General features: G+C 54.4%; 17 protein-coding genes. 4 read left to right on the plus strand and 13 right to left on the minus strand.

Annotated features, from left to right (window positions below):
• Positions 1 to 2 precede the first annotated feature (2 nt).
• Complete coding sequence (locus NQL71_RS33015; RefSeq protein WP_274645049.1) at positions 3 to 518, minus strand: hypothetical protein; 516 nt, start codon at positions 516 to 518, stop codon at positions 3 to 5.
• A 76-nt stretch (positions 519 to 594) separates the two neighbouring features.
• Here NQL71_RS33015 and NQL71_RS33020 point away from each other — a divergent pair, with 76 nt between their 5' ends.
• From NQL71_RS33020 to NQL71_RS33030, 3 genes are all read left to right on the plus strand, one after another.
• Complete coding sequence (locus NQL71_RS33020) at positions 595 to 1,146, plus strand: hypothetical protein (RefSeq protein WP_274645050.1); 552 nt, start codon at positions 595 to 597, stop codon at positions 1,144 to 1,146.
• Between the two features lie 7 nt (positions 1,147 to 1,153).
• Positions 1,154 to 2,047, plus strand: a complete 894-nt coding sequence (locus tag NQL71_RS33025; protein WP_274645051.1) for a prepilin peptidase — start codon at positions 1,154 to 1,156, stop codon at positions 2,045 to 2,047.
• Between the two features lie 68 nt (positions 2,048 to 2,115).
• Positions 2,116 to 2,517 carry a hypothetical protein gene (locus tag NQL71_RS33030; protein ID WP_274645052.1) on the plus strand — a complete coding sequence of 134 codons (402 nt, stop codon included), beginning with the start codon at positions 2,116 to 2,118 and terminating at the stop codon, positions 2,515 to 2,517.
• 102 nt (positions 2,518 to 2,619) lie between these two features.
• Here the strand turns inward: NQL71_RS33030 and NQL71_RS33035 are convergent, their stop codons facing one another.
• Together NQL71_RS33035 and NQL71_RS33040 are read right to left on the minus strand one after the other, a co-directional pair.
• A complete protein-coding gene (locus NQL71_RS33035; RefSeq protein ID WP_274645053.1) occupies positions 2,620 to 3,654 on the minus strand; it encodes a dUTP diphosphatase in 1,035 nt (344 codons plus the stop codon).
• 16 nt (positions 3,655 to 3,670) lie between these two features.
• Positions 3,671 to 4,045, minus strand: a complete 375-nt coding sequence (locus NQL71_RS33040; RefSeq protein WP_274645054.1) for a hypothetical protein — start codon at positions 4,043 to 4,045, stop codon at positions 3,671 to 3,673.
• 222 nt (positions 4,046 to 4,267) lie between these two features.
• On the opposite strand from NQL71_RS33040, the gene NQL71_RS33045 reads away from it, so the two are divergent.
• Complete coding sequence (locus NQL71_RS33045; protein WP_274645055.1) at positions 4,268 to 6,805, plus strand: preprotein translocase subunit SecA; 2,538 nt, start codon at positions 4,268 to 4,270, stop codon at positions 6,803 to 6,805.
• Positions 6,806 to 7,055: 250 nt separating this feature from the next.
• Here NQL71_RS33045 and ftsZ read toward each other — a convergent pair whose 3' ends face one another.
• The 10 genes from ftsZ to NQL71_RS33095 all read right to left on the minus strand — a co-directional run bounded on the left by ftsZ (position 7,056) and on the right by NQL71_RS33095 (position 22,099).
• The gene (ftsZ, locus tag NQL71_RS33050; RefSeq protein WP_274645068.1) at positions 7,056 to 8,405 is read right to left on the minus strand and encodes a cell division protein FtsZ; all 1,350 of its coding nucleotides are present in this window, start codon (positions 8,403 to 8,405) and stop codon (positions 7,056 to 7,058) included.
• Positions 8,406 to 8,673: 268 nt separating this feature from the next.
• Positions 8,674 to 8,913 (minus strand): acyl carrier protein, encoded by a 240-nt coding sequence (gene acpP, locus NQL71_RS33055; protein WP_274645056.1) that lies wholly within the window; start codon positions 8,911 to 8,913, stop codon positions 8,674 to 8,676.
• Positions 8,914 to 9,061: 148 nt separating this feature from the next.
• Complete coding sequence (locus NQL71_RS33060) at positions 9,062 to 10,366, minus strand: hypothetical protein (RefSeq protein ID WP_274645057.1); 1,305 nt, start codon at positions 10,364 to 10,366, stop codon at positions 9,062 to 9,064.
• A gap of 174 nt (positions 10,367 to 10,540) precedes the next feature.
• Entirely contained in the window at positions 10,541 to 13,096 is a 2,556-nt protein-coding gene (locus tag NQL71_RS33065) for a type IV secretory system conjugative DNA transfer family protein (protein ID WP_274645058.1), read from the minus strand.
• 156 nt (positions 13,097 to 13,252) lie between these two features.
• Complete coding sequence (locus tag NQL71_RS33070) at positions 13,253 to 14,620, minus strand: secretion/conjugation apparatus DotM-related subunit (protein WP_274645059.1); 1,368 nt, start codon at positions 14,618 to 14,620, stop codon at positions 13,253 to 13,255.
• Between the two features lie 2 nt (positions 14,621 to 14,622).
• Complete coding sequence (locus tag NQL71_RS33075; RefSeq protein WP_274645060.1) at positions 14,623 to 15,177, minus strand: hypothetical protein; 555 nt, start codon at positions 15,175 to 15,177, stop codon at positions 14,623 to 14,625.
• On the minus strand, positions 15,177 to 16,190 hold the full coding sequence (gene parM, locus NQL71_RS33080; RefSeq protein WP_274645061.1) for a ParM/StbA family protein: 1,014 nt from the start codon (positions 16,188 to 16,190) through the stop codon (positions 15,177 to 15,179). The genes NQL71_RS33075 and parM overlap by 1 nt, the downstream gene beginning before the upstream one ends.
• 171 nt (positions 16,191 to 16,361) lie before the next feature.
• Positions 16,362 to 17,162, minus strand: a complete 801-nt coding sequence (locus NQL71_RS33085) for a guanylate kinase (RefSeq protein WP_274645062.1) — start codon at positions 17,160 to 17,162, stop codon at positions 16,362 to 16,364.
• A 10-nt stretch (positions 17,163 to 17,172) separates the two neighbouring features.
• The gene (locus NQL71_RS33090) at positions 17,173 to 19,392 is read right to left on the minus strand and encodes a single-stranded-DNA-specific exonuclease RecJ (RefSeq protein WP_274645063.1); all 2,220 of its coding nucleotides are present in this window, start codon (positions 19,390 to 19,392) and stop codon (positions 17,173 to 17,175) included.
• A gap of 49 nt (positions 19,393 to 19,441) precedes the next feature.
• Complete coding sequence (locus NQL71_RS33095) at positions 19,442 to 22,099, minus strand: ribonucleoside-diphosphate reductase subunit alpha (RefSeq protein WP_425520711.1); 2,658 nt, start codon at positions 22,097 to 22,099, stop codon at positions 19,442 to 19,444.
• Between the last annotated feature and the right edge of the window lie 46 nt (positions 22,100 to 22,145).

Below are 22,145 nucleotides of genomic sequence, written 5' to 3' on the forward strand. Positions count from 1 at the left end.
CCCTACATGGAAAGCCCACGGACGCGGTTGAACATCCGTGGCTTCCAGAAGGGGTGCATGTGATCGTTGGCCGCGAACTGCGCCAGGATGTAGCCAGCGTCGATCTGATCATGCACGTAGATGTTGAGCTTGTCCCTCATCTTCCTGATGGCACTGTCGTATTCGACCTTTAGGTAGCTATCCACCGTGCCCGAAGTGTAGTAGGCATCTTTGTCAGACATCGATAATTCAGTGGTAATCCGTACAGCTCGAACTTCTTCGTCGTATAAACGAAACACACCTTCGAGCGATAAAAGTGCTGCACCGACAACTACCGACTCACCCTTTACATGCAGCACCAGATCCCCATCAGTATGCTGGGAACCGATGCGCGTACCTGGCGGAAATCCCATAGGGTTATAGCTTTTCACCAGCCATTCAGCCAGCGCATGCCATGGACAAGATGTGTACAATTTCGAACGGGATGCACCCAGACGATTGGTTTCTTCCACGATGTAGCCAATGTTTAGGTTTTTCATAGCCCTACGAGCACCAGTTGTTGACACTACTGACATGAATCGGTATAAAAACCGAATCTTACTTGGACACGAGATAATGAAGCAGTTTTCTCACACTAGCACGGATCTAAAAATTGTTTCCAGCGTTGCCCTTGGCAATAAGCTCATGACAGTTCAGATAGGGGATCTCCCCGCAGCTGACCTTATCCACAGTGATTTTGCCGGAATCATATCTGGTGTGGCAGATCCAGAGGTTCTCGTCACCCTGCTGGAGTTGAACAATGTTGGTGTCTGGGATATTCCTCTCGACGAGGCAGGCATGTTCGACAGTATCTGCAACCATTTCCTAGCAAATGATTTCAAAGAATTGGCAGATCTGCTAGAGCAAAACAAGGAACAACTCCTCGCAATGGGCATGCAACAATTGGCTCAGCACTGGGATGAAAACCTTGAGAATTTACTCTATGAGCGCGCTGCTAAATCTGGCAAGATCAAGCATGCACGCCAAGAGAAGAACTTCGAACTGGTACTTCGTAAAGCGCACCCCCTGCGTCACAAAAAAACCCAACACCCCCTCGCTAAACATTTTGTCTCTCATGTCTGGCCAACTATCCATCAAGACATGAGGATGGAACTCAGCCATGCATAGGTAGCAAATGCAGATTTTTAACATGCCGTTGTACGAAGGCCTGCCCCAGGGTTTCCTGATCATGTTTATGATGATTGGAGCGGCCCTGGGGAGTTTTTTTAATGTCTTGGTGATTCGCTGGCCAAAACATCAAATTGCCAAAAATGATCAAGAAGCAGCGACGTGGCAGGCGCTGCGCAAAAAAGACAATAAACAGCTAAAGTTAGCCAATCAGGCTGAAATCCCCACCTTGATGGGCGGCTTTTCAAAGTGCCCATGCTGCAACACCCCGATACCCATTTACTGGAACATTCCAATAATCAGCTGGATATTGCTGAGGGGTACGTCGCGATGCTGCAAAAAGCCCATCAAATTCCAATACTTGGGCTATGAATTGTTCGGGGCGCTTCTATTTGGTGCAGTCGGTCTCAGTGTTGGCCCCAGCATGTATGGTTTGGTGCTAGGGGTATTCCTGATGATCCTCTCTCTGGCCGCCATGGTGGATCTTAAAGAAGGTTTCATTCCCGATTCAGTCCTATTTGCTGGCTATATTGTCGCCATGATTCTGACGACTGGCCCACATTGGGCAGATATGACAGGTGCTTTTCAGACGGGTCTGATTGCATTTTTTAGCCTTTATGTTCCTTTCCGTTTATACGCGGCCATACGGGGACAGGTGGGAATGGGGTGCGCTGACATGCACTTGATCGCCCTCTGCGGGATTTTCCTAGGCCCAAAGCTGATCTGGATCATCGTTCCCCTGATTCCTTTTCTCGGCGTAACGTGGTACGTGTTTCACAAGCAATGGCTACCCAGAGGAATGTTTGTCCAAGTCGTTGGAGCCAAGGGGATTCCGGCTGGCCCGGCAATCGTCGCCGCCACTTTTGTCATTACTGCCTCTATCATTAGCGGCCATCTCTAAGCCTGAACCGGCCACCTGGAGCAACATTGTTTCAGGGGGCTTCACCTCCGAATAAGATCGTAACTCTGATGCGCCTTGAGCACCGGCTCCGGCTCTGCAATAATTTGTTTATATTGTCACTGGAGCCTTCCATGAAAAAATTCCTGCTCGTGGGTCTGCTTTGCTTGCTGCCCTCACTTTCGTTTGCGGATAAATCCTGCCTGGAGATCAAAAACTTCAACGACCCAAGCGGTCAAAAAGAAGAGCAAACCATGGAAGGCATTGATTCGATGGCAGACCCCGCCAAGGATCTGTTCGGCTGCTTCAGTGGGGTCGCCAGCGGCCTGGCCAAAGGTGATGTGGCCGGTGGCTGCGGCTGCAAGCAAGCGATCAAAAAGCTGTGTAGCTTCAACACCAGGAAGAAACGCATTTCAGCGTCAGGTGGCGCCGATGTCGCCTGGTGCGCAGTGTTTGCGCCATGGGCGCTATAAGCCAAACCAGCCTATTGATGCACCAGCCACGAAAAAAGGCGGATGGCCCGTAGTCCATCCGCCTTTCGCGTTACCCTGACTCAAAAAATTCAGCTGAGGCACTTAGGCCTGTAGCGCAAATTCCTTGTAGCAATCAGCAAGACGTTCGTAAAGCACGTCCATCCCCTCTTCTTCCGTCCAGGTTTCCATCAGCTCGGCCAGGTAGACGTTATCCTCGCGACCCATCCAGACTTTGATGTACTCACCCTGCTTGTCGCCATTGTGCTGGCGGAACAGGTTCAGTACGTTTTTAGCCGCGTACATGCGATACAGGCTTGGGAAGCTGAGCCCGATGTCGGCCATGATCAGGCGATACAACTCGAAGTTGATTCGCCCGACGCAGCACAGGCCGACCATCAGATCCATGCGCGTGGAAGCGTCGATGGCGGTGAGCATGTAGAGCGTTTCATCAAAATCTACCGTCGTACCGGTGTCGTCCCACAGCTCCTGCAACTTGACCTTGGCAAGCTCAGGGTCGTTGACCTCACGAGCTACCTCGCTGAGCAGGAAATGCGCCATATCGACCACCTCAAGCATCGCCTGCTTGATGTCCATCGCATGGGTCTTGGTCGGGGCTTCGAGCGCCAGGACTTCGTGAGCAGCCGGTAGGCTCTCAACCGAATGGCCCAGGTCGATCCAGATCGCGTGGAACAGATTGAAGTCGATGCGCCCGGCACTGCACAGGCCCATCATCAGATCCATTTTCTCCAGCGGCGACAGCGATGCGGTGTAATACACGCGGCCATCAAACGGGATCGCCAGGTCAGCCAGGATATGCGCTGTCGGGCAACCTTGATAAACGGCGCCACTGGTGAGCAGGGCTCGCAGCAAGCGGAGCATGTCGTCTTTGAGCTGTTCTTCGTTACCGCTCGGCTTTTTCTTCCACCACTTGTAGCCGTAGTGCTCGATCAGCTTGCTGCATTCCACCACGGCGGTACGCAGGCCGTGATGCTCGTAATCATCCATCAGTTCAGCACACTCGACGCCGGCAGCTCGCAGGTAGCGGTGGCGGTTGCTGCGCCAGGCCGGGTCAAACACATCGTTCAAATTTTCCTGATATTTCAACATCGTGCCAAGCATGGCGGGGTTAAACGTCATCGGGTAAATCCTTAGATTAATTAGCAGGGTGATACGATTTTTTCAGCTCAGCAATCTTTCCTTCCAATTGCGGGTTTTCTGGAATGTTTGGGGCCAGGATGCGCAGCCCCTGGGTGACGTCCCAGTTGGTCATGAGCATGGCGTGAAAAGGCAGGTAGCCGTTTCTGACATAGGCCTTGTACAAGTCGGCGGCACCATCAATCGGTGCGACATACGCCGCGACCTTATCGGCATTGGCAATGTCTTCAGGCGTGAGGCGGGTCATCTTCCCGGTCACCGGGTCACGCATGGGGATATCCGGCGAGGTTGGGGTCTCGCTAGCGGCCATGGCCAGGGGACTCAGGGACAAAATCAACAAAAACGAGGCAAGCGTTCTGATTTTCATCTGCAATTTGCGGGAACCTCAGTCGAACTGAGGGTGGGATAGCTCGGCTCAGGTGGCCCCAGTCCCGCCTCCTCCTCTGTCAGCTATCTGATGATGTAGGTCGAGACCGCCAGGCGATCCGGCCACGCGTAAAGAGCCAGAATATCCCGGTGTCGTCATAGCGTCAATTTACGGCATATGTTTATTGCTTTAGTATTTGGGCTCAAACACTTGACCCCAGGGGCACTTATGCGTGAGTTCTTGTCCGGAATTCTGCCGAAACTGAGTTTTTCATCATCAAGGCGGGAACTTGAACGCTACACACGTGAAGCCGCTCTGATCCTGCACTACAGTGATTCCCTCGATTCGATCCCAGAGGACTCCCTGCACCAGAATTTTCAGAACCTGCGCGGGAGGCTTGACCGCACCGGCATGTTGCTGGCGATGGCGATCACGGTGCAATTCTGTCGCCGTGTCCTGAAGCTTGAACCCTACGAAGTGCAGGTCGTTGGTGCTCTGGCCATGTGTGATGGCCGTATCGTCGAAATGGCCACCGGTGAGGGGAAAACACTAACTGCCGCCCTCGCACTGGCCTGGCACGGGTTGAACGGCCATGCACGGGCCGTCACGGTCAACGATTACCTTGCCAAACGGGACGCGCTGGCCATGACGCCTCTCTACGACGCCCTGGGGCTCTCCTGTGGCTACGTTCAGGATCAAACGGGGCCGGAGTTGCGGCAGCAGGCGTATCAGTCCTCAATCGTCTATGGGACACCCAGCCAGTTCGTCTTCGACTACCTGCGCGACAACCAGGTTTACGATTTCAATTCCGTCCTGCAGCTCGACCACGACTTCATCCTGATCGACGAGGCTGACTCGATTCTGATCGATGAGGCGCGTACCCCGCTGGTGCTGTCAGGTGAAGGCTCGCTGGACGTGTCTCTTTGGGTAGAGCTCAAAGCCTTTGTGGCTACCCTCACCTATCAGGAGATGCCTGAGGACACCCGCACCCAGCTCGAGCGTAAGGTGCTGGATGGTTATCAGATCGGAGCGGATCTAGGTGTCGAATCCAAATACCAGAACGCCTTCCTCGCCGACCAGGCCATTGCGAAGGCTGAGCAATTCTTCATCCAGCATGGCGTAATTGAAAGTTCTAATGAACTCTGGTTACCGTCCAACTCCTATCTGTGGCGGGCCCTTTTGGCCACAGTCAAAGCCCGCCTGTTGTATCACCGCGACCGCGATTACATCGTCCGTGATGAGAAGGTCATTATCATTGAGCAGGAAACCGGACGGTTGTCATTGGGCAAACGCTGGAATGAAGGGCTGCACCAAGCGGTTGAGTGCAAGGAAGGTGTAGAAATCCGTCCGGAGACAGTCGAACATGGCCGGATAGCCCTGGCCAACTACATGAGCTTGTACAAAATCGTTGCCGGCATGACTGGCACGGTAGCAACGGTCGCCGCTGAGATTTCAGACCTCTATGGTCTGACCTATCTCCCGATTCCGCCACACCGCCCACTGATCCGCACCGAATGGCCAGATTTGGTCTTCATGACCAAAGAAGCCAAACTGGCCAAGATCGTAGAAGACGCCGCTCGCATCCATGCCACGGGACAACCCATTCTGATCGGTACGGGCAGCGTGGAAGACTCAGAAGCCCTTTCAGCCCGCTTCACGGCAGCGGGCCTGGTGCACAACGTCCTGAACGCCAAGCAGGACGAGAACGAAGCCGCCGTGATTGCTCAGGCCGGTCGTTTGAACGCCATCACGATTGCCACCAGCATGGCCGGTCGCGGTACCGACATCCTGTTGGGCGGTAACCCCGAATTCCTTCAGGAAGGTGAAACCCCTGAGCAACTGCAGGTCGAACGGGAACAGGTGCTGGCGGTCGGCGGCTTGTTTGTACTCGGCTCGGAACGACTGAATGATCGCCGGCTTGATAAACAACTCACGGGCCGCTCCGGTCGCCAAGGCGATCCAGGCGCCAGTCGCTTCTACGTGTCGCTAGAGGATCCATTGCTGGCCAACTTTGGTGGGGACACCCTAAAGTCGCTGTTCACCAAATTGGGCTTGGTCGAAGACGACTACGTGGAACACCGGATGGCGAACAAAGCGATAATCAATGCCCAGCGCAAAAAACAGTCGCTCTACTACGAATCGCGCAAAACCGGGCTTCGCCAGGACTCGGTCATCGAAATGCCGAGAAATGTTATATACGGACTGCGCAGAAACGTACTGGTGGTAGGCGATGAAGAAGCCAAAAATCTGCTGATGGGGCTTATTGATCCTGCAGTAGATCGCTTAATCACGGTCTATCTGGATAACCTGGCCGGCTTCGAAGAAACCTGGGATGTCGACGGCCTTAAAGCCAAGTTACGCCAGTGGGGTATGTCGGTTGACTGGTTTGACCAGCTGTTCAGCGACTCAATGACCCCGGTCATGAATGAGGGGCGGCTGCGAGACGAACTTAAAAAATGGATTCGTTTTGATCTCAACGCCCGGCTGAAACAGGTCTTATCGCGAGACATGAGCGCCTGCCGAACGCAGTACCTCATGGCCATCGATACCCTTTGGCGTGAATTCCTAGGCTCGTCCGAGATGACCCGCTCGGGTATTCACCTAAGGGCTTATGCCAACGAGAAGCCAGACTTGTCGTTTAAAAACGAAGTGTTCAAGTCCTTTCAGGAGCTTCAGGCTGAGTTACCCGTGGCAGTCCTAGACTTTGCCTATGGCTCAGTCCGGCAAGCTGAGCAGGAACTCGATGCCGAAAACGCAGTGAGCTAACCGCTGCGTAAAGCAAAAAGCCCAGCATTGCTGGGCTTTTCCCTCCCCTGAACCTTATTTAGGTTTGGCGAACTGATCCTTTCAACTTGGTTGCCCTTCCCCACGCACAGTACCGAAAGATCGCGGGAAGCGGCGGACAGATTCTTGGAACAAAAAACGGACAGCCTCTCGTAAGGATGTCCGCTTTGTTCTCAGCATTGGTGCAACGAAAGGCTACCGGTTTGCCGGTGCCTCTCGCCGAACCAAAGGATTACTGGTTTTGGTTTTTCATACGCAGGAACGTTGGAATGTCCAGGTAGTCGGTGTCCATGTTTTGGGCAGCATGCTGCTGTGGTGCAACAGGCTCGCGGTTTGTAGCATACGCCGGCTCGGACGCAACGGTCGCCACATGGCGTTCGTTGTGGCCAATCGGCGGGAAGTTGTTCGCCGACACGTGAGGCGAGCTTTGACGATTGCGACCCGAGTCATGCACAGGATGGTGGACTGGTGCAGGCGCAGGAGCAGGAGCTGGCTGGCGTTGGTAAGCAGGCGTTTCCTGGTATGTCTGCGCATGCGGTTGGTGGTGCTGGTGCGACTGCTGGTGCTGGTTGGAACGCATCACAGGGATATGATTGGCACCGCTTTTCTGGTCAATGAGGGTAGCCTCGTTCAAGCCGGTCGCGACCACAGTCACATGCAGTTCGTCACGCATGTTCATATCGACCACGGTACCGATCTTGACGGTGGCGTCATCGTGCGCGTAATCCTCGATGACCCGGCCTACGTCGGAGTATTCACCGAGGGTCAGATCCGGGCCTGCGGTGATGTTCACCAGGAAGCCCTGGGCACCCTTCAGATCCACGCCAGCGAGCAGCGGGTTCATGACCGCCGCCTCAGTCGCTTCTTTGGCGCGATTCGGGCCAGACGCGCAGCCAGTGCCCATCAGGGCCAGGCCCATGCCACTCATGACCGCTTTGACGTCCGCGAAGTCGACGTTGATCATGCCTGGACGCTTGATGATGTCCGAGATACCGCGCACAGCGCCGGCCAACACATCGTCCGCCTTAGCGAAGGCCGATGTTAGAGCGGCATCTTTGCCCAGCAGTTCCTGCAACTTGGCGTTCGGAATGGTGATCAGGGAGTCAACACATTCGCGCAGCTCTTGAATGCCCTGTTCAGCGGTGATGCGGCGGCGCTTGCCTTCGAAATCGAACGGCTTGGTCACCACGGCAACGGTCAGGATACCCATGCTCTTGGCAATTTTGGCAATGACGGGGGTCGCGCCTGTGCCTGTACCGCCACCCATGCCGGTGGTGATAAAGAGCATGTCGGTGCCATTGAGCATTTCTTCGATCTTGGCGCGATCTTCGTCGGCAGCCTCACGCCCCTTGGCAGGATCCGTGCCGGCGCCGAGACCTTTAGTGGTGTTGAAGCCCAGTTGGATGACCTTCGCGTTCGTGATCGAGCGCAGGGCCTGTGCATCCGTGTTGGCGCAGATGAACTCAACACCTTCAATGGTGTGAGCCATGTTCTTCACCGCGTTGCCGCCGCCACCACCCACGCCGATAACCTTGATTACCGCTCCATTCGACTCTGTATCTTCAATTCCAACGTCAACCATCATGATCTCTCCAAGAGCATTTCATTCGGAATAAACACTGTCAGGCATTGCGCGGCACGCTTTCCTGGGCAGCTTGTCAATCGTGCGGCGATTCTGGCAATTAAAGCTATATATTGCAAGCGAAAAACCGGGTTTTTATGGCCCTATTTCTTTCTTTTTAGACCTGTGGAACGTCAAGCAAGCCCTTCTGTCGAAGGAAATTCGATTGGTCAAAAACGAAAAAACCGCAGGCGCTCGCGCAACCTACGGTTTTGGCTAGAGGCCCGAGTTAGGCGGCTTTAGCTTTCTCGACATAGTCGATGATGGACTGTACGGTCTGCAGCTTTTCCGCCTCGTCATCGGTGATTTCGGTCTCGAATTCTTCTTCCAGCGCCATGACCAGTTCAACCACGTCCAGGGAGTCGGCGCCCAGGTCGTCGACGAAATTTGCCGCGTTGGAAACTTCGGTAATTTTCAGACCCAGTTGCTCGGAAACGACGGTTTTAACACGGTCTTCTACAGTTTTCATCAATCTATTTCTCAGCAGTTATTGGGCCGATGCCCGGACAAGGAGCGCATGCTAGCGCGGAATATACAACATATCAACAATATTGCCGAATGGGCGGGCCCTGGCACAACAAACCGCCCCGGAGGGCGGTTTGGCACAACCCGTAAGCTTAGTATTCGAGGGTTTTGGCAGGGGCTCGAGGCTTAAATTCACGGGGCTCAACCCGCTGACTCAACTCCAGGGTGCGGTTCATGTCCTTATCCAGCTCCATGGCGTTGCCGATCACTTTACCGAAGGAGTGGATGCTACCCAGAAGAATCTCTTTTTCCAGGCTTTCAGCCTTACGCACCGCAATCGGCGAGGCCAGGTAGGCATTCTGATTGGCAAAATTCAGGTGTGGGGAATGATAGAAGGACGTATCGACAAACGCCTTGATCGTTTTCGGCAACACCGGTTTCAGGAACTCTTTCGCAAACTTGGCGTTGGAAATCGGGCCGGCGTTGATTCGCTGCACCGGGATCACTTCAACTTCATACCCGTCACGCTTCATGACCTTCAACCAACCCGATCCGCCCTTGGTAATGAAATCATTCCAGGCGGTCTCAATCGGCTTTTTCACTTTGTTTTTGTAGTCGAATTCGGCATTCATTCGACGGATGCTGTCCATCTGCACGACACGTACGTCGTGGTTTGCGCGAACCGGACGCAAGATGACGCCACCGTACATCCCCTGCACGGTGTTGCTGTCGATCAGCTCCAGGATCGTGCTGCGCACCTTGGCCTCATTGTCCATGGGCAGGGTCTGCAAACGACGGTATTGCACGTCCACGGCCACAAACCACTTCAGGTAGGCTTCGTTGAAGAGCTCCCTGGACAAGCTGTCACGCTGCGCCTGGTAGTCGAGAATGTCGATATCCTCGATCTGCTCTGGCTTGTCGTCCTTTCTCGCTACTGCTGCCTGCCACTGGGCGTTCATGTGGATCAGGCGTTGTTTTTTGGCCTGAATTTCTGGGCTCGAGGTGCTCAAAATGAACGTCGATTCCATGTAGCCGACAGCCAATTGAGGCGCCTGCACCTGGTTCGACTCCTGAAGTACGGACAACCAGTTCGAACGGTACAGACCTTTGGCCTTGTCCACCACCGTCACTTGTTCGGCGAGGATCATGCCACCGGTTTTGGTGATCGGCGAGTTGTCCGGCATGGCAACGCAAGGCATTTGCGCAGTGCGTCGGGTATCGGACAGCAACGCAACTGAGGGTACGATCCGGTCGGTCGACTCCTTGGCCGCCTGGAGATGGCGTTCAGGCGGAACCACAGCGAGCGTGAACGGTTGACCAGCGACATCAACGCCATGAATAAAACATTCTTCCGGCGTGGCGCCCTTCACATACTGCTGCGGGTAACCCACAAAGCCCACCGCTTGTTCAGCGTGCAACGCTGCCAGGCTGCCCAGTATTTCTCGTTTTTCAGCCATTTCCGTGCCCTTCAAGAGACTTGTCAATACATGCATTATCTCATCAGCAACCCGAAACAATCAAGGCAAAATGACAGCAGGCTGCGAGAGTTTATGGTGTCCAGCGCCAGCGATATCCTGAGCGCTGGCAAAAGAAAAAGGCGCAAGTTCTGCGCCTTTCATTCCAAAAGCTTATCAGCTTTCAGCGTTTTTGTTTTTCTCGATCTGCTGGAGCATCAGCTCCACGGTTTTACTGATCGTGTCTTTCGACAGCTTGGTCGGTTGCGGTTCTGCCGGATACTGGATGCGCTCGTCGATGATCTCCATCCCGCGTCGGGCTTCGGCCATTGCCTCCTCCTTGCTCAGACCGCGCTCAGCTTCGATAGCGGCCAACTGGTGGACAGGTAAGGCCTTCTCTTGAGCTGCCGGCGACAACGCCACCGTGGACTTATCAATGTGCTCCCGGACGGTGTCGGTGATGATGCTCGACAGTGAAACGAAGATGTCCGCAGCTTCCGCCTTGATCGACGCATCTGGAGTTTCTGGCGCCCGCATGAACGGCAGACCCGATTCAATGGCTTTCTCAAGCTCCTCGCCTCGCTTCACTGTCTCCTGAGGCTGGTTGAGAATCTCTTGGGCCTTACGCTCCGTCGGTGTAGGCGAGGCTGGACGAGGCTGTGCAGGGGCCGCTGCAGGAGAGGTCGCTGTATTCGGCCTCTGGCCGGCTGGCTCTTGGACGCTGGTCGCTGTCGGCTCCTCACCTTTCAAGGCCCGCACGAAGGCTTCATCTAGAAGACGCTCTTTCTTCTCCATCAGACCAAACGCGATCTGACTGGCCAGCACCGGATCTTGTTTGCGAGCAATGGCTACACCGTAAGCATTGAACAAGGCCTTCAACCCGCCATCGAGGTCGGCAGGACGTCCCCGGTTTGTTTCCGGGCCCTTTTCGAACAGCCTGCTGACCGACTCACGGGCTTCGTGGATTCGCTTCACCATGTCGCCACGCGGTGCGTTCACCATGAGCATCTTGTTGATACGGTACTCAGGCGATTTACGCGGGTCAGTAAAGTACAGTTTGCAGCGCACCAGGATGTCACCAAAAATCACGTGTGCTTCACCCGGCTTTTGGCTCACCAAGTCACGGACGTTGATACGTTTGCGACGTTCTGATCGCGTCTGCTGGTTATCTGCATAACCCGACAACAATTCACCCTTTATTTCATGTCCGGCACTGGCAGCCGTTTCACCTTCACCACCACGATCAACAGCCAATGTTAGTGTTTCACCGCTGTCCTCTAGTTTCATGAAAACTTTAATGTTGGTGTTGGCTACTACTGACTTAGCCTCGTCCTCCGAGCCTTTCTTAAAGCTTGGAAAGTCCTGCCCAGCGAACACAACACTCATACCAAGAGAACGTGCCTGGGCCGCTACAACCGAGAAGCCCTTCACTGAGTAGTAGCCGTATTCGTCCATGATAAGTAAGAATGGCACGTTTGAGTTAGTTGGTTTGGCGTCCATCACCTCTTCGTGTGAACCTTCAACTTTTTCACCAAGTGCTGGCGCCAGCGCACTTCGCACACCAGCAACTACGAGTTTACCAAGGCCAGACAATGCATCAGGGTCTTTTTCCAACGCCGGCAACATAACAAAGAGGATTCGTCTGTTATACACCAAGTCTTTATAGTCGACCTCGCCAAGAGGTGCGTCAAAGATGTGCGCGTATGTAGAGGATAACTCAGAAAGTACCCCTGTTAGTTGCATAATCAAATAGCCATGTTGCTCGTAACACTTGGCAGATATATTACCGGCAAGTGCCTCATCCAAGTTAAAACCTGGAAGTTCCAGTAAGTATTTATTAAGAAGCGTAATTGCAATTTCAGGTAAGTCATCACGTTGGGTGAAGTCGCAAATTCTGTCCAGCGGAAGCGAGTCCCGGATCACCCCTACGTCTAGGTTGATTTCACCGGTATCCCTAAGGTAAACAAGGGTTTGCAGCGTAGCCGCGAGCAGTGCAGAAGCTCGGTTTTTCCACATATCGTCGCCGCCGCTATCCGGCATCAAACTCACAATAAGCGAACGTAAAGTTTCGGCAGGGCCATAGGCAAAGGGGTTGTTAGTGTTGGATAGACGGGTGCCGTCATCCTCTTTGTTAACACCCTTAGAACCGGTAAGGTAGTTGATCACCATCAGGTCGTCCTCTCGACCAAGGCGGCGCACCATGGAGAAAACCAGACCGAACACAGTGGTATCGCCCTTACCGTCGACGTACATCACTCCACTGCCCATCAAAAGTGCTTGATAGAACAATGAAAGGAGGAATCTTGTTTTACCAGAGCCAGTTGAGCCCATCACCAACATATGCGTACGCGCATCGTCGTTACTCACCCAGAATGACTCCTGGGTTAACAAGTCATTACCAATAAGAATGAGTCCATCGCCCAATGGTTTTTTAGTCTTTTTATCAATCTCATTGGGGTTCATTGGTCGGCGCAACGGGTACTTTTTCTCATACTTCTTGGCAAAGAAGTAGCAGAGCAGCGTCACCGGCACGAGGAAGTCTGAGAGTGAGCTGTAGTTACCAAGCCCAATAATGTTTGTTAGGGTTGATGCAAAGATCAGAAACCCTAGGAACATGGTTACCGGGCCACCGGCGAACGCAAAGAAGTCAGCCATCTGATAGCGGAATGGCCGTATCTCTCGTTGCATGATCGACGGATCAAGATCCGCGTTCTTGGATACACCGTGTACCATTATTTCACCATTCTTATTATTGTTTTATGGCTTTCTAGCGATGTTGTCAGGGTGATTCAGTCAAAACTGAAAAACCCTTTGGTACTTACAGACTGACAATTTATGGCCACTATTTAATCGGGCTGCTACACCCAATGCAAAGAGATAACCAGGCCGTCAGGCCCAGTCATCCTTGCTCTTGATCGAACTTTTGCTCGCATTAAGCTTCAATGCGATCCGCAATGCTTCAATCGCCTCGGTCACCTCTGGGTGCGGAATCGCCAGCTTGGCCTCTTTCTCAAGCAGCCAATGCGCGAACGTACCCGCCGCCTCGGGATAGGCAACCTTCTTGCCGACACAGTTCATCGCGTACCACAGCGGCCTGTTACGAGACTTCAGCCAGCGCAGACCTGACGGCGCCAGGGTTGCCCCCTCCCTCGCCGCTTCCAGCAAGCTCATCAGCGCGGTGGATGTATACGCGTGCTTGGAAACACGCTCATCGGCCATGATGTTGCGCAGGGTTGTTTTGTAGTCAGCACTGCCGATCATTCGGCGCAGGTCGACTTCTTTCGGCGTCCACTTGGGCCCATTTTTCTTTAAGCCCTGGTCAACGTACTCGGTCAGCTTCTCGGCAAGTGCCTTGTGCGAAGAGAAATCGCGCTGAAACACGATTTTTGGTTTCGGCAATGTCTTCGGGTCAAGTGTCTTGGCAGCATCAGCTGACGCAAATGCCTTTGACTGCACCCTGAACTGGTGGATCTGCCGGGTGTAGTCCAGCATGATCGGCAGCACTTCTTTCTGCTTGACGAGCATCTTGTTGCGGAACTGATCCAGCAAATTCTTCTCGTCCGGGGATAGTCGGTTATAACCCTGGTACATAGGCCCTATCTGGGTTTCAAAGCTCTTGCGAGCCAGTTCATCGTCGAATTTCTTGCCGCCGTCCCAGATAGGCCGTAACAGGGACTTGTCCCGCTCTGCGGCCTTCATCAACCCGACCGGAGGTACGCACTGAGAGAACTGACGCTCGCCCATGGCCATCGAATACGAATAGCTATCCGGGTCGTCCGGGTAGAAGTCCAGTGGCGTCTCTTCTGGGTGAATGCCAACGAATTCCTTGTTGTGTGGAAAAGCGGGCAACATTTTGGCCAAGAGCGTTTCCATGTCGTACTTAATATCGACATCCAACGCTCTGTCCATGATGCGAAATCCCCAGAGCATCAAGATCCCGGCAGGGATCCAGCGGCCCCAGAACAGGTACATGTCATCGAACTGACTGGTGATCGATACCGTGAGATCTTTCGGATCGCTGGCCAGCAGAAACGCCAGGCCGGCATTGAAGCTGTTATTCATGAACTGTTGGAGAAAGTCAGGAACCAGGTAGGCAAACATACCCACCTCGACCACGCGCAACCACTTCCAGCCAGTGGCGTATACCCAAAACAATTGGGTGGCCGCGAAATAGAGCAGGCAGAACATGATCAGAATGATGATGCCCCACGTTTCGGTGCCGCCTGTATCTGGCTGACCTCCACCCTTTTGCGCCATGGCTATTCCCCTCCTAATTGCTGCAGCAGTTTCAACGTGTCGTATTCTTCGTATTCAAAAGCGGGTTCATCCGCGCTTTCAATCACGGGTGGCGCGGTTTGCGCCGATGAGCTTGGCTCAGCAATAGGCACTGAGGTTTTCTCAAGGCTCACCACAAGGCTATCCGCCGCATGAGACTCAATGGCGGCAAGATCGTCATGGACGGGCGCATGAACGACCTCAGGCGCTACCTGGCGCTGCTCGGGCGCGTCCGGAGCAACCGTCGGCTCCATATCCGTGCGTGGCGGGTACGTCCTCACAGGCGCTCCTTGGCCTGTAGGCAGGCGAACGATGGGCTTGCGTTGTTTTCCCCCAAACTGAAGCAAGTCCGGGTTGCGCACCGACAGGTAAGCTTGTTCTCCGCTTTCCTGGAAAGCCATGACACGAAAACCGATCAGGCACATTTGCAGCAGGGCCTGATTCTGCCGGGGCTGACCAGAAATCCCTTCCAGGTATATCAGCAGATCGCGATGAGCTTGCTCCTCATCGTAAAGGCTGATTGAGCGGCGATGGCGCATTACTTCAGACTCGCCACGAGTTCGGCGTGTTTGCACATGCCATCAGAGTTCTCAAAGGCCGGGTTGTCACTCATCTGCTGATTTTCAAACCAGCCTTTGATGTGACGCTCCAGGAACTTGCTCGTGCCACCGATGAAACGAATCGTGTGGATGTCGTGTGCATTCTTCAGCTTTGACTTGATCGTTGATCGCAGCGAGTTGACCACCGCCTGTACGGCGCTTTCGACAAGGTCACTCACATTCATGACTTTTCCGAAGTGCAATACAGTGCCTTCTTTCAAGGCCTGATCAACTTGCTCATCCGTCGGCTCGATGCCGCCGAAAAAATCGAACAATCGATCTTTAATGCCATTGATGATGGTGATCATGCCCATGTTGTCCGTGGTTGAACGACTGAAGTCGATATCCCAGTCCTTCACGACGGCAATGTCCAGGGTACGCCCGCCAATGTCGACAATGGCAGTGCGTTGTTTAACGCGCTCACTGTCGATATACAACTTGTTGGCCGCATCTCGCTGAACAACGTAGTTCACCCAGCCTGCCACGGCCTCGGCCATCACTTCATGCTTGATGATCGTCGGCGGAGCGTAACCGTCCAGGCCTGTGACGTCGTTGCGCAGCAGGTTGGCTTTCTTCTGCTTGATTAGAGCGACGTTTGGCTTGTTGCTCACATAAAAGCGCTTAAGCGGCAGTCCCGAGGCCGTGACCAGTTGGTGACTGCTGTCCAAGCCGGCCATACGCAATGCGTGCGTGACGATGGCTCGGTTCTGAGCACTGTACGGGTATTCATCGTACGCCGTGTCTTCAGCGTTTTCGATGTCACCCAGGGTAAATGGGCCATCATCAGTATTGTAAGAAAAGACTCGGCTTTTTCCGCCGTTCAGAGAGATGCGCTGACTCAACCCGCTCATCGCGCTGGAAGAGCTCATGATCCTCAGTCCAGTGGACAGGGTGAGTTTAACTTCACGATGGCCGCCATCAACGCCGGCATAGATTACCGTCTGGGCTGACATTTATTATTCTCGTTATGTTGTCAATACAGAGAATATAAATGAATTCGAAACCGTCCACAACCGAAGTCCTACGACTTAACACTTATAGCTATTTAATGCCTTAGATATATGGCACATAAAAAACCCGCCATTCAAATGGGCGGGTTTTTATATGTTACTTGCCACTAATTGTCAAAATTCAGGACTTGGGACACCATCGTGATAACGGATTTTACGCTGTGCAGCCATCATCGGCTCCATCAGGGTCTTGTAGAACTCCCTGTAGCCAACAGGATCGTAGCACTGAATTCTAATCATATCCGCCAGCTTCTCCAACGAGTGGGATTCAGGCTTCACCGTGCGCTTCAGCTCACGAGCTATTGGCTTAACGCTGACACCACGCTCGTGCATCGAGACAAACGCTTCTACCTGCTCTTCCAGGCGATTTTCGAGGTGCAGGTTCATCAGGGTGAGATCCCAGTCCCAGCACCCCACCCAGGTGCGTTCGACCGTCAGCATGGTATGCAGGCGTTTGGCTTCGGCCATAGTATCCAGCGGTTTGCCGTTCACCACCTGATTTTCGATGCGGTCGAAGAAACGCTCCATCAACTTGTCCGGGTTCGTGTGGATGAACGCGGTAATCAGGTTGTCGTCGGCCTTGAGCGCCAGGCGGTTGATCGAAGACACCCCTTCCGGCTCCAACACCATGATCACCGACTGGCCATTGCCACGGATGCGCTCGACCTCGAAGTGAGGAACGCCGTAACAGGCGTGGTGCGACCGCACGTGCTCAATGAGAACGCCATCGCGCACGTACTCATCAAACTTCGCCTGGCTGACAAAGTGATAATCCTTGCCGTCGACCTCCCCCGCTCGCATCGGGCGCGTGGTTACGCTGACCGCCTCGTCGAACGCGTCGGTCTTGGACAACTCAGCGGCTAAGGTCGACTTGCCGCAGGTACTCATTCCACTCAGGGTCAGTATGAGACTCATGGGTATTTCCTCAAAAAGGAGCGGCACCGTCGTCGATCTCAGTCGTCTGGGGTTTTACCGATCTGGATTTAATTTGTTGGACAACCGATTGCAGGTTGGCGCGAAGCTCTGCCGCTGACTTGCCCGGCCCGTTGGCTGCAGGCTGAAGCCGGGAAAGGCCATCCAGCTTGGTGCACTGCGGGTTCGACGGATCGGTTCTGTCCGTGATTTCTTCCACTGTGACGGGTGCGGACGTGCTGGGTAAAGCCCGAGTCTTATTAGCCGGCTGAGATACCGCTACAGGGGTTGTCTCTATAGCAGGTTGTTCTTCAGATTTTGGACTGGCCGGCTGGCTCGCATCTCTCTCGAGCTGCTGGATCAGTTTAGGATCCTGAATATTGCGGATCATCAACTGAACGCTCTCGTTCCCCTGCCATACGTTGATATCCATGGTGAAGGCGCCATCAAACGAGTCGATAAACGGCGGTTTCCCTTCAACCATGGTGCCAAATGAGATCGCTTTGAACTTGAGCTCTGGACGACCTTCCACGGACAAAGAGAGTTGGATGTGCTTACCGTCTTTAGTCGCCTTCCACGATTCGACTTTAAACTTTGCATGAAACACCGGCTCTGGGAACAGTTGCCCCCACGGGCCCATGTTCTGGATGGCCTTGGCCAAATCCATCGTGAGCAGCTTGCTATCAATGTTCATCAAGTCGACGTCGATGCTGCCAATCATTTGGTCATGGCTAAGCTCCAAGCTCACCATGTGGTCAAACACTTCCATGAATTGCGGCAGGTTCTTGGATTTCAACGAGAGGCCCGCTGCCATGGCGTGGCCACCAAACTTGGACAGCAGGCCTGGATACTGCGCGTTGATCTTGTCGAGCAGGTGTTTCAAGTGCACTAATGGATGAGAGCGCGCACTACCTTTGACGTCACAGTTATCGACCACATCCTGGGCCGCTGCAATTTCTTCTGCCGAGGCGCCAGCCATTTTCAGCGCCTCCAAAGCCTCACGAGCCTCGGTCAGCGCGTCGGTATCTGTCATGCAGATCACGGGCCTGTTCAACTTGTCCTTCACCCGTGAGGCCACAATCCCCACAACACCGGGATGCCATGTCCTGTCATGCAGAACGACGCCGTGTTTGATCCACAGATTGAACTTTTCAATAAGCGCATTGGCGTCGACCACGTGATCGGCTTCAATATCCCGACGGGCCAGGTTCAGCTCTTCCAGGCGCCCGGCCAGCAGCTTGGCCTCTTCCTTGTCGGTGGACAGCAGGCAATTGACCCCCAAGGTCATGTCCTCGAGGCGGCCTGCGGCGTTGATACGCGGGCCCAGCATAAAACCAAAATCTTGCGCCGTGATACGGGTGTGTTCGCGCCTGGCGACCGTAATAAGCGCCAGAATGCCCTCTCGGGTCTTGCCAACACGAATTCGTTCCACGCCAGCCTTGATCAAGTTGCGATTGTTTTGATCGAGCTTCACCACGTCTGCCACGGTACCAACTGCCACCAGGTCGATCAGGCCAATCAGGTTTGGCTCCTTGACCCCGACTTCTTCAAAATACCCCACCTTGCGCAAGTGCGAGCGCAGCGCCAGCATGGTGTAAAAGATCACGCCGCAGCCAGCCAGATGCTTGCTCGGGAATGGGCAGTTAGGTTGGTTCGGGTTGACGATGGCGACGGCCTCTGGCAAGCCATAAGTACCCGCCAGGTGGTGGTCGGTAATGATCAGCTCGCAGGGATGCGGCAATGCTTTTACCGCAAGTCCGCCGTCGACGTTGGAAATGCCGCTGTCCACGGTGACAATCAAGTCGGGTTCCAGCTCCCCTGCGAGTTTCACAATCCCTGGCGTCAGCCCATAACCATGAATCCGACGATCCGGGATCTGAAATCTAACATCCTTGAAACCCAGCAGGCGCAGGCCTTCTACCGCGATGGCCGTGGAGGTGGCACCGTCGCAGTCAAAGTCACCAATGACGACCACGCGGCTCTGGCGCCGCAAGTGCCGTTCAAAGGCCTCAGCCGCCTGCTGCATACCCATCATCAGGAATGGATCGAGCAATTTGCTAAGCGAATAGGACATTTCGTCCATCGACTGAACGCCACGATTGCGCAGCACCCTGTCCAGCACGGGGTTGTCGTGTATCGGACGGTCGCCGACAGGTTGCAACTCGACAATAGGCTTTAGGGCAGTGATCACTGACAATACTCGCTTATTCTTTGATATTTCATTATCAACCATGAAAAAGCCCCGCCACAAGGGCGGGGCTATCATTTAGCGTTAAATGCCATCACACGGTTTTGACGGCGTTCAGCTTGCCGGTGTTGATGGTCGACTTCTCGGTGCTGGTTGCGGCCAGGGCACGGAGGTAGTACGTGGTTTTCAGACCACGGTACCAGGCCATGCGGTAGGTTTTGTCCAGCTTGCTGCCGTTGGCGCCGTCGATGTACAGGTTCAACGATTGAGCCTGGTCGATCCACTTTTGGCGACGGCTCGCAGCGTCGATGAGCCAGCGAGGTTCTACCTGGAACGCGGTCTGGTACAGGTCTTTCAGGTGTTGTGGGATGCGCTCGATCTGTTCCACCGAACCATCGTGGTATTTCAGATCGTTGATCATCACCTCGTCCCACAGGTTCAAGGCCTTCAGGTCGTTGACGAGGTAGGTGTTGATCAGCGTGAAGTCGCCCGACAGGTTCGCTTTCACGAACAGGTTCTGGTAAGTCGGCTCGATGGACTGCGATACGCCGGTGATGTTGGCGATGGTCGCCGTCGGTGCGATGGCCATGATGTTGGAGTTACGGATACCCTTCTGCACGCGAGCACGTACTGGCGCCCAGTCCAGGGTTTCGCTCTTGTCGACCGAGATGTACTTCTCGCCGCGTTGCTCGATCAGGATCTCCTGCGAATCCAACGGCAGGATGCCTTTCGACCACAGGGAGCCAGGGAAAGTCTCGTACGCGCCGCGCTCGTCAGCCAGGTCGCAGGATGCCTGGATAGCAAAGTAGCTGATGGCTTCCATCGAAGTGTCAGCAAAGGCTACCGCCGCGTCGGATGCATACGGGGTGTGCATTTTGTACAGCGCGTCCTGGAAGCCCATGAGGCCTAGACCGATTGGACGATGCTTGAGGTTGGAGTTTTCAGCCTGAGGCACAGCGTAGTAGTTGATGTCGATCACGTTGTCGAGCATGCGAATGGCGACGTTGATCGTCTTCTGCAGCTTCACCAGGTCGAGTTTACCGTCGACGATGTGGTTCGGCAGGTTGATCGAGCCCAGGTTGCAAACGGCGATCTCGTCCTTGTTTGTGTTCAAGGTGATCTCGGTGCACAGGTTAGAGCTGTGAACCACGCCGACGTGCTGCTGCGGGCTGCGCAGGTTGCACGGGTCTTTGAAGGTCAGCCATGGGTGGCCGGTTTCAAACAGCATGGACAACATCTTGCGCCACAGGTCTTTGGCCTGAATCGTTTTGAACAGCTTGATGGCGCCTTTCGTTTCGGTCAGCGCTTCATAGTGCTCGTAGCGCTCTTCGAAGGCCTTGCCGGTCAGGTCGTGCAGATCCGGAACTTCGGACGGCGAGAACAGCGTCCACTTGCCGTCATCGAAGACGCGCTTCATGAACAGGTCAGGGATCCAGTTGGCGGTGTTCATGTCGTGGGTGCGACGACGATCATCACCGGTGTTTTTACGGAGTTCGAGGAACTCCTCGATGTCCATGTGCCAGGTTTCCAGGTACGCGCACACAGCGCCTTTGCGCTTGCCACCCTGGTTAACGGCCACGGCGGTATCGTTCACCACTTTCAGGAAGGGTACGACGCCCTGGGATTTGCCGTTGGTGCCTTTGATGTAGGCGCCCATGGCACGCACCGGCGTCCAGTCGTTACCCAGACCACCGGCGAATTTGGACAGCATGGCGTTGTCGTGGATGGCATGGTAGATGCCCGACAGGTCGTCCGGAACGGTGGTCAGGTAGCAGCTCGACAGCTGTGGACGCAGGGTGCCGGCGTTGAACAGAGTCGGGGTCGAGGACATGTAGTCGAACGACGACAGCGTGTCGTAGAACTCAATCGCCCGACGAGTCGGCTCTTTTTCCTCAACTGCCAGGCCCATGGCCACGCGCATCAGGAAGACTTGCATGCGCTCGTAACGAACACCGCCGTCGTGCTGGAAATAACGGTCAAACAGGGTCTGAGCGCTCAGCAGATCAAGTTTCAGATCACGCTCTTCAACCAGCGCATCGCCGAGTGCTTTGAGGTCAAAACGGCCATCGATCAGGATAGGGTTCAGCTGGCCAATCGCGACACCGTGCTCCAGCGCCCTGATCAGGTCGGTACCGTAGTTAGCTTTGGTCGAAACTTTGAGGTGTTTGCGCGAGGTGACCTTGTGTTGCTTCTGCAGAACGCCAGCGGCAACGTAAGCATAAGCAGGTTCGGTTTCAATCAGTGTTGCGCAGGTCATGACCACAACTTGCACCACTTCCGGCCAGGTAAGACCATCGAAGGCGTTACGGATGGTGGCCTTGGCAATGGCGTCTGGCGAAACATCCTTGAGACCCTTGCAGCAATCGCGGAGGTAGCTGACCAGCAGCGTCAGCGTCAGCGGATGGCGAACGTCTTCATCGTCCTTGTAGGTGATTTTTGGCAATTTTTCCTGATCGCCACGCAGCCTGGCGTGCTCGGCACGGTACAGAACGTAGGCGCGGGTAACCTTCTGCTCACCGCTCAAGCCCAGGCCGCGCTCGACCATGTCTTGAATGTCTTCTACCGTCACCGCGTCGCGGTTGCGGCATTGCTCGACAACCTGCTTTACGATTTCGTTGATCACATCGGCGACGCGCAGGGACGAGCGAGCCTGAGGGCCTTCCACTTCAACGAAGGCCTTGAGGATGGCGTTTTTGATTTTGTGCTCTTCGAACTCGCTGGACAAGCCATTGCGTTTGATAACGGTAATCATGTGTAACCCTGTGTGGGGAGGCTGCTAACACAGCCCCGGTTTCTAA

This window comes from Pseudomonas serbica, from assembly GCF_028823535.1.
Taxonomy (GTDB): domain Bacteria; phylum Pseudomonadota; class Gammaproteobacteria; order Pseudomonadales; family Pseudomonadaceae; genus Aquipseudomonas; species Aquipseudomonas serbica.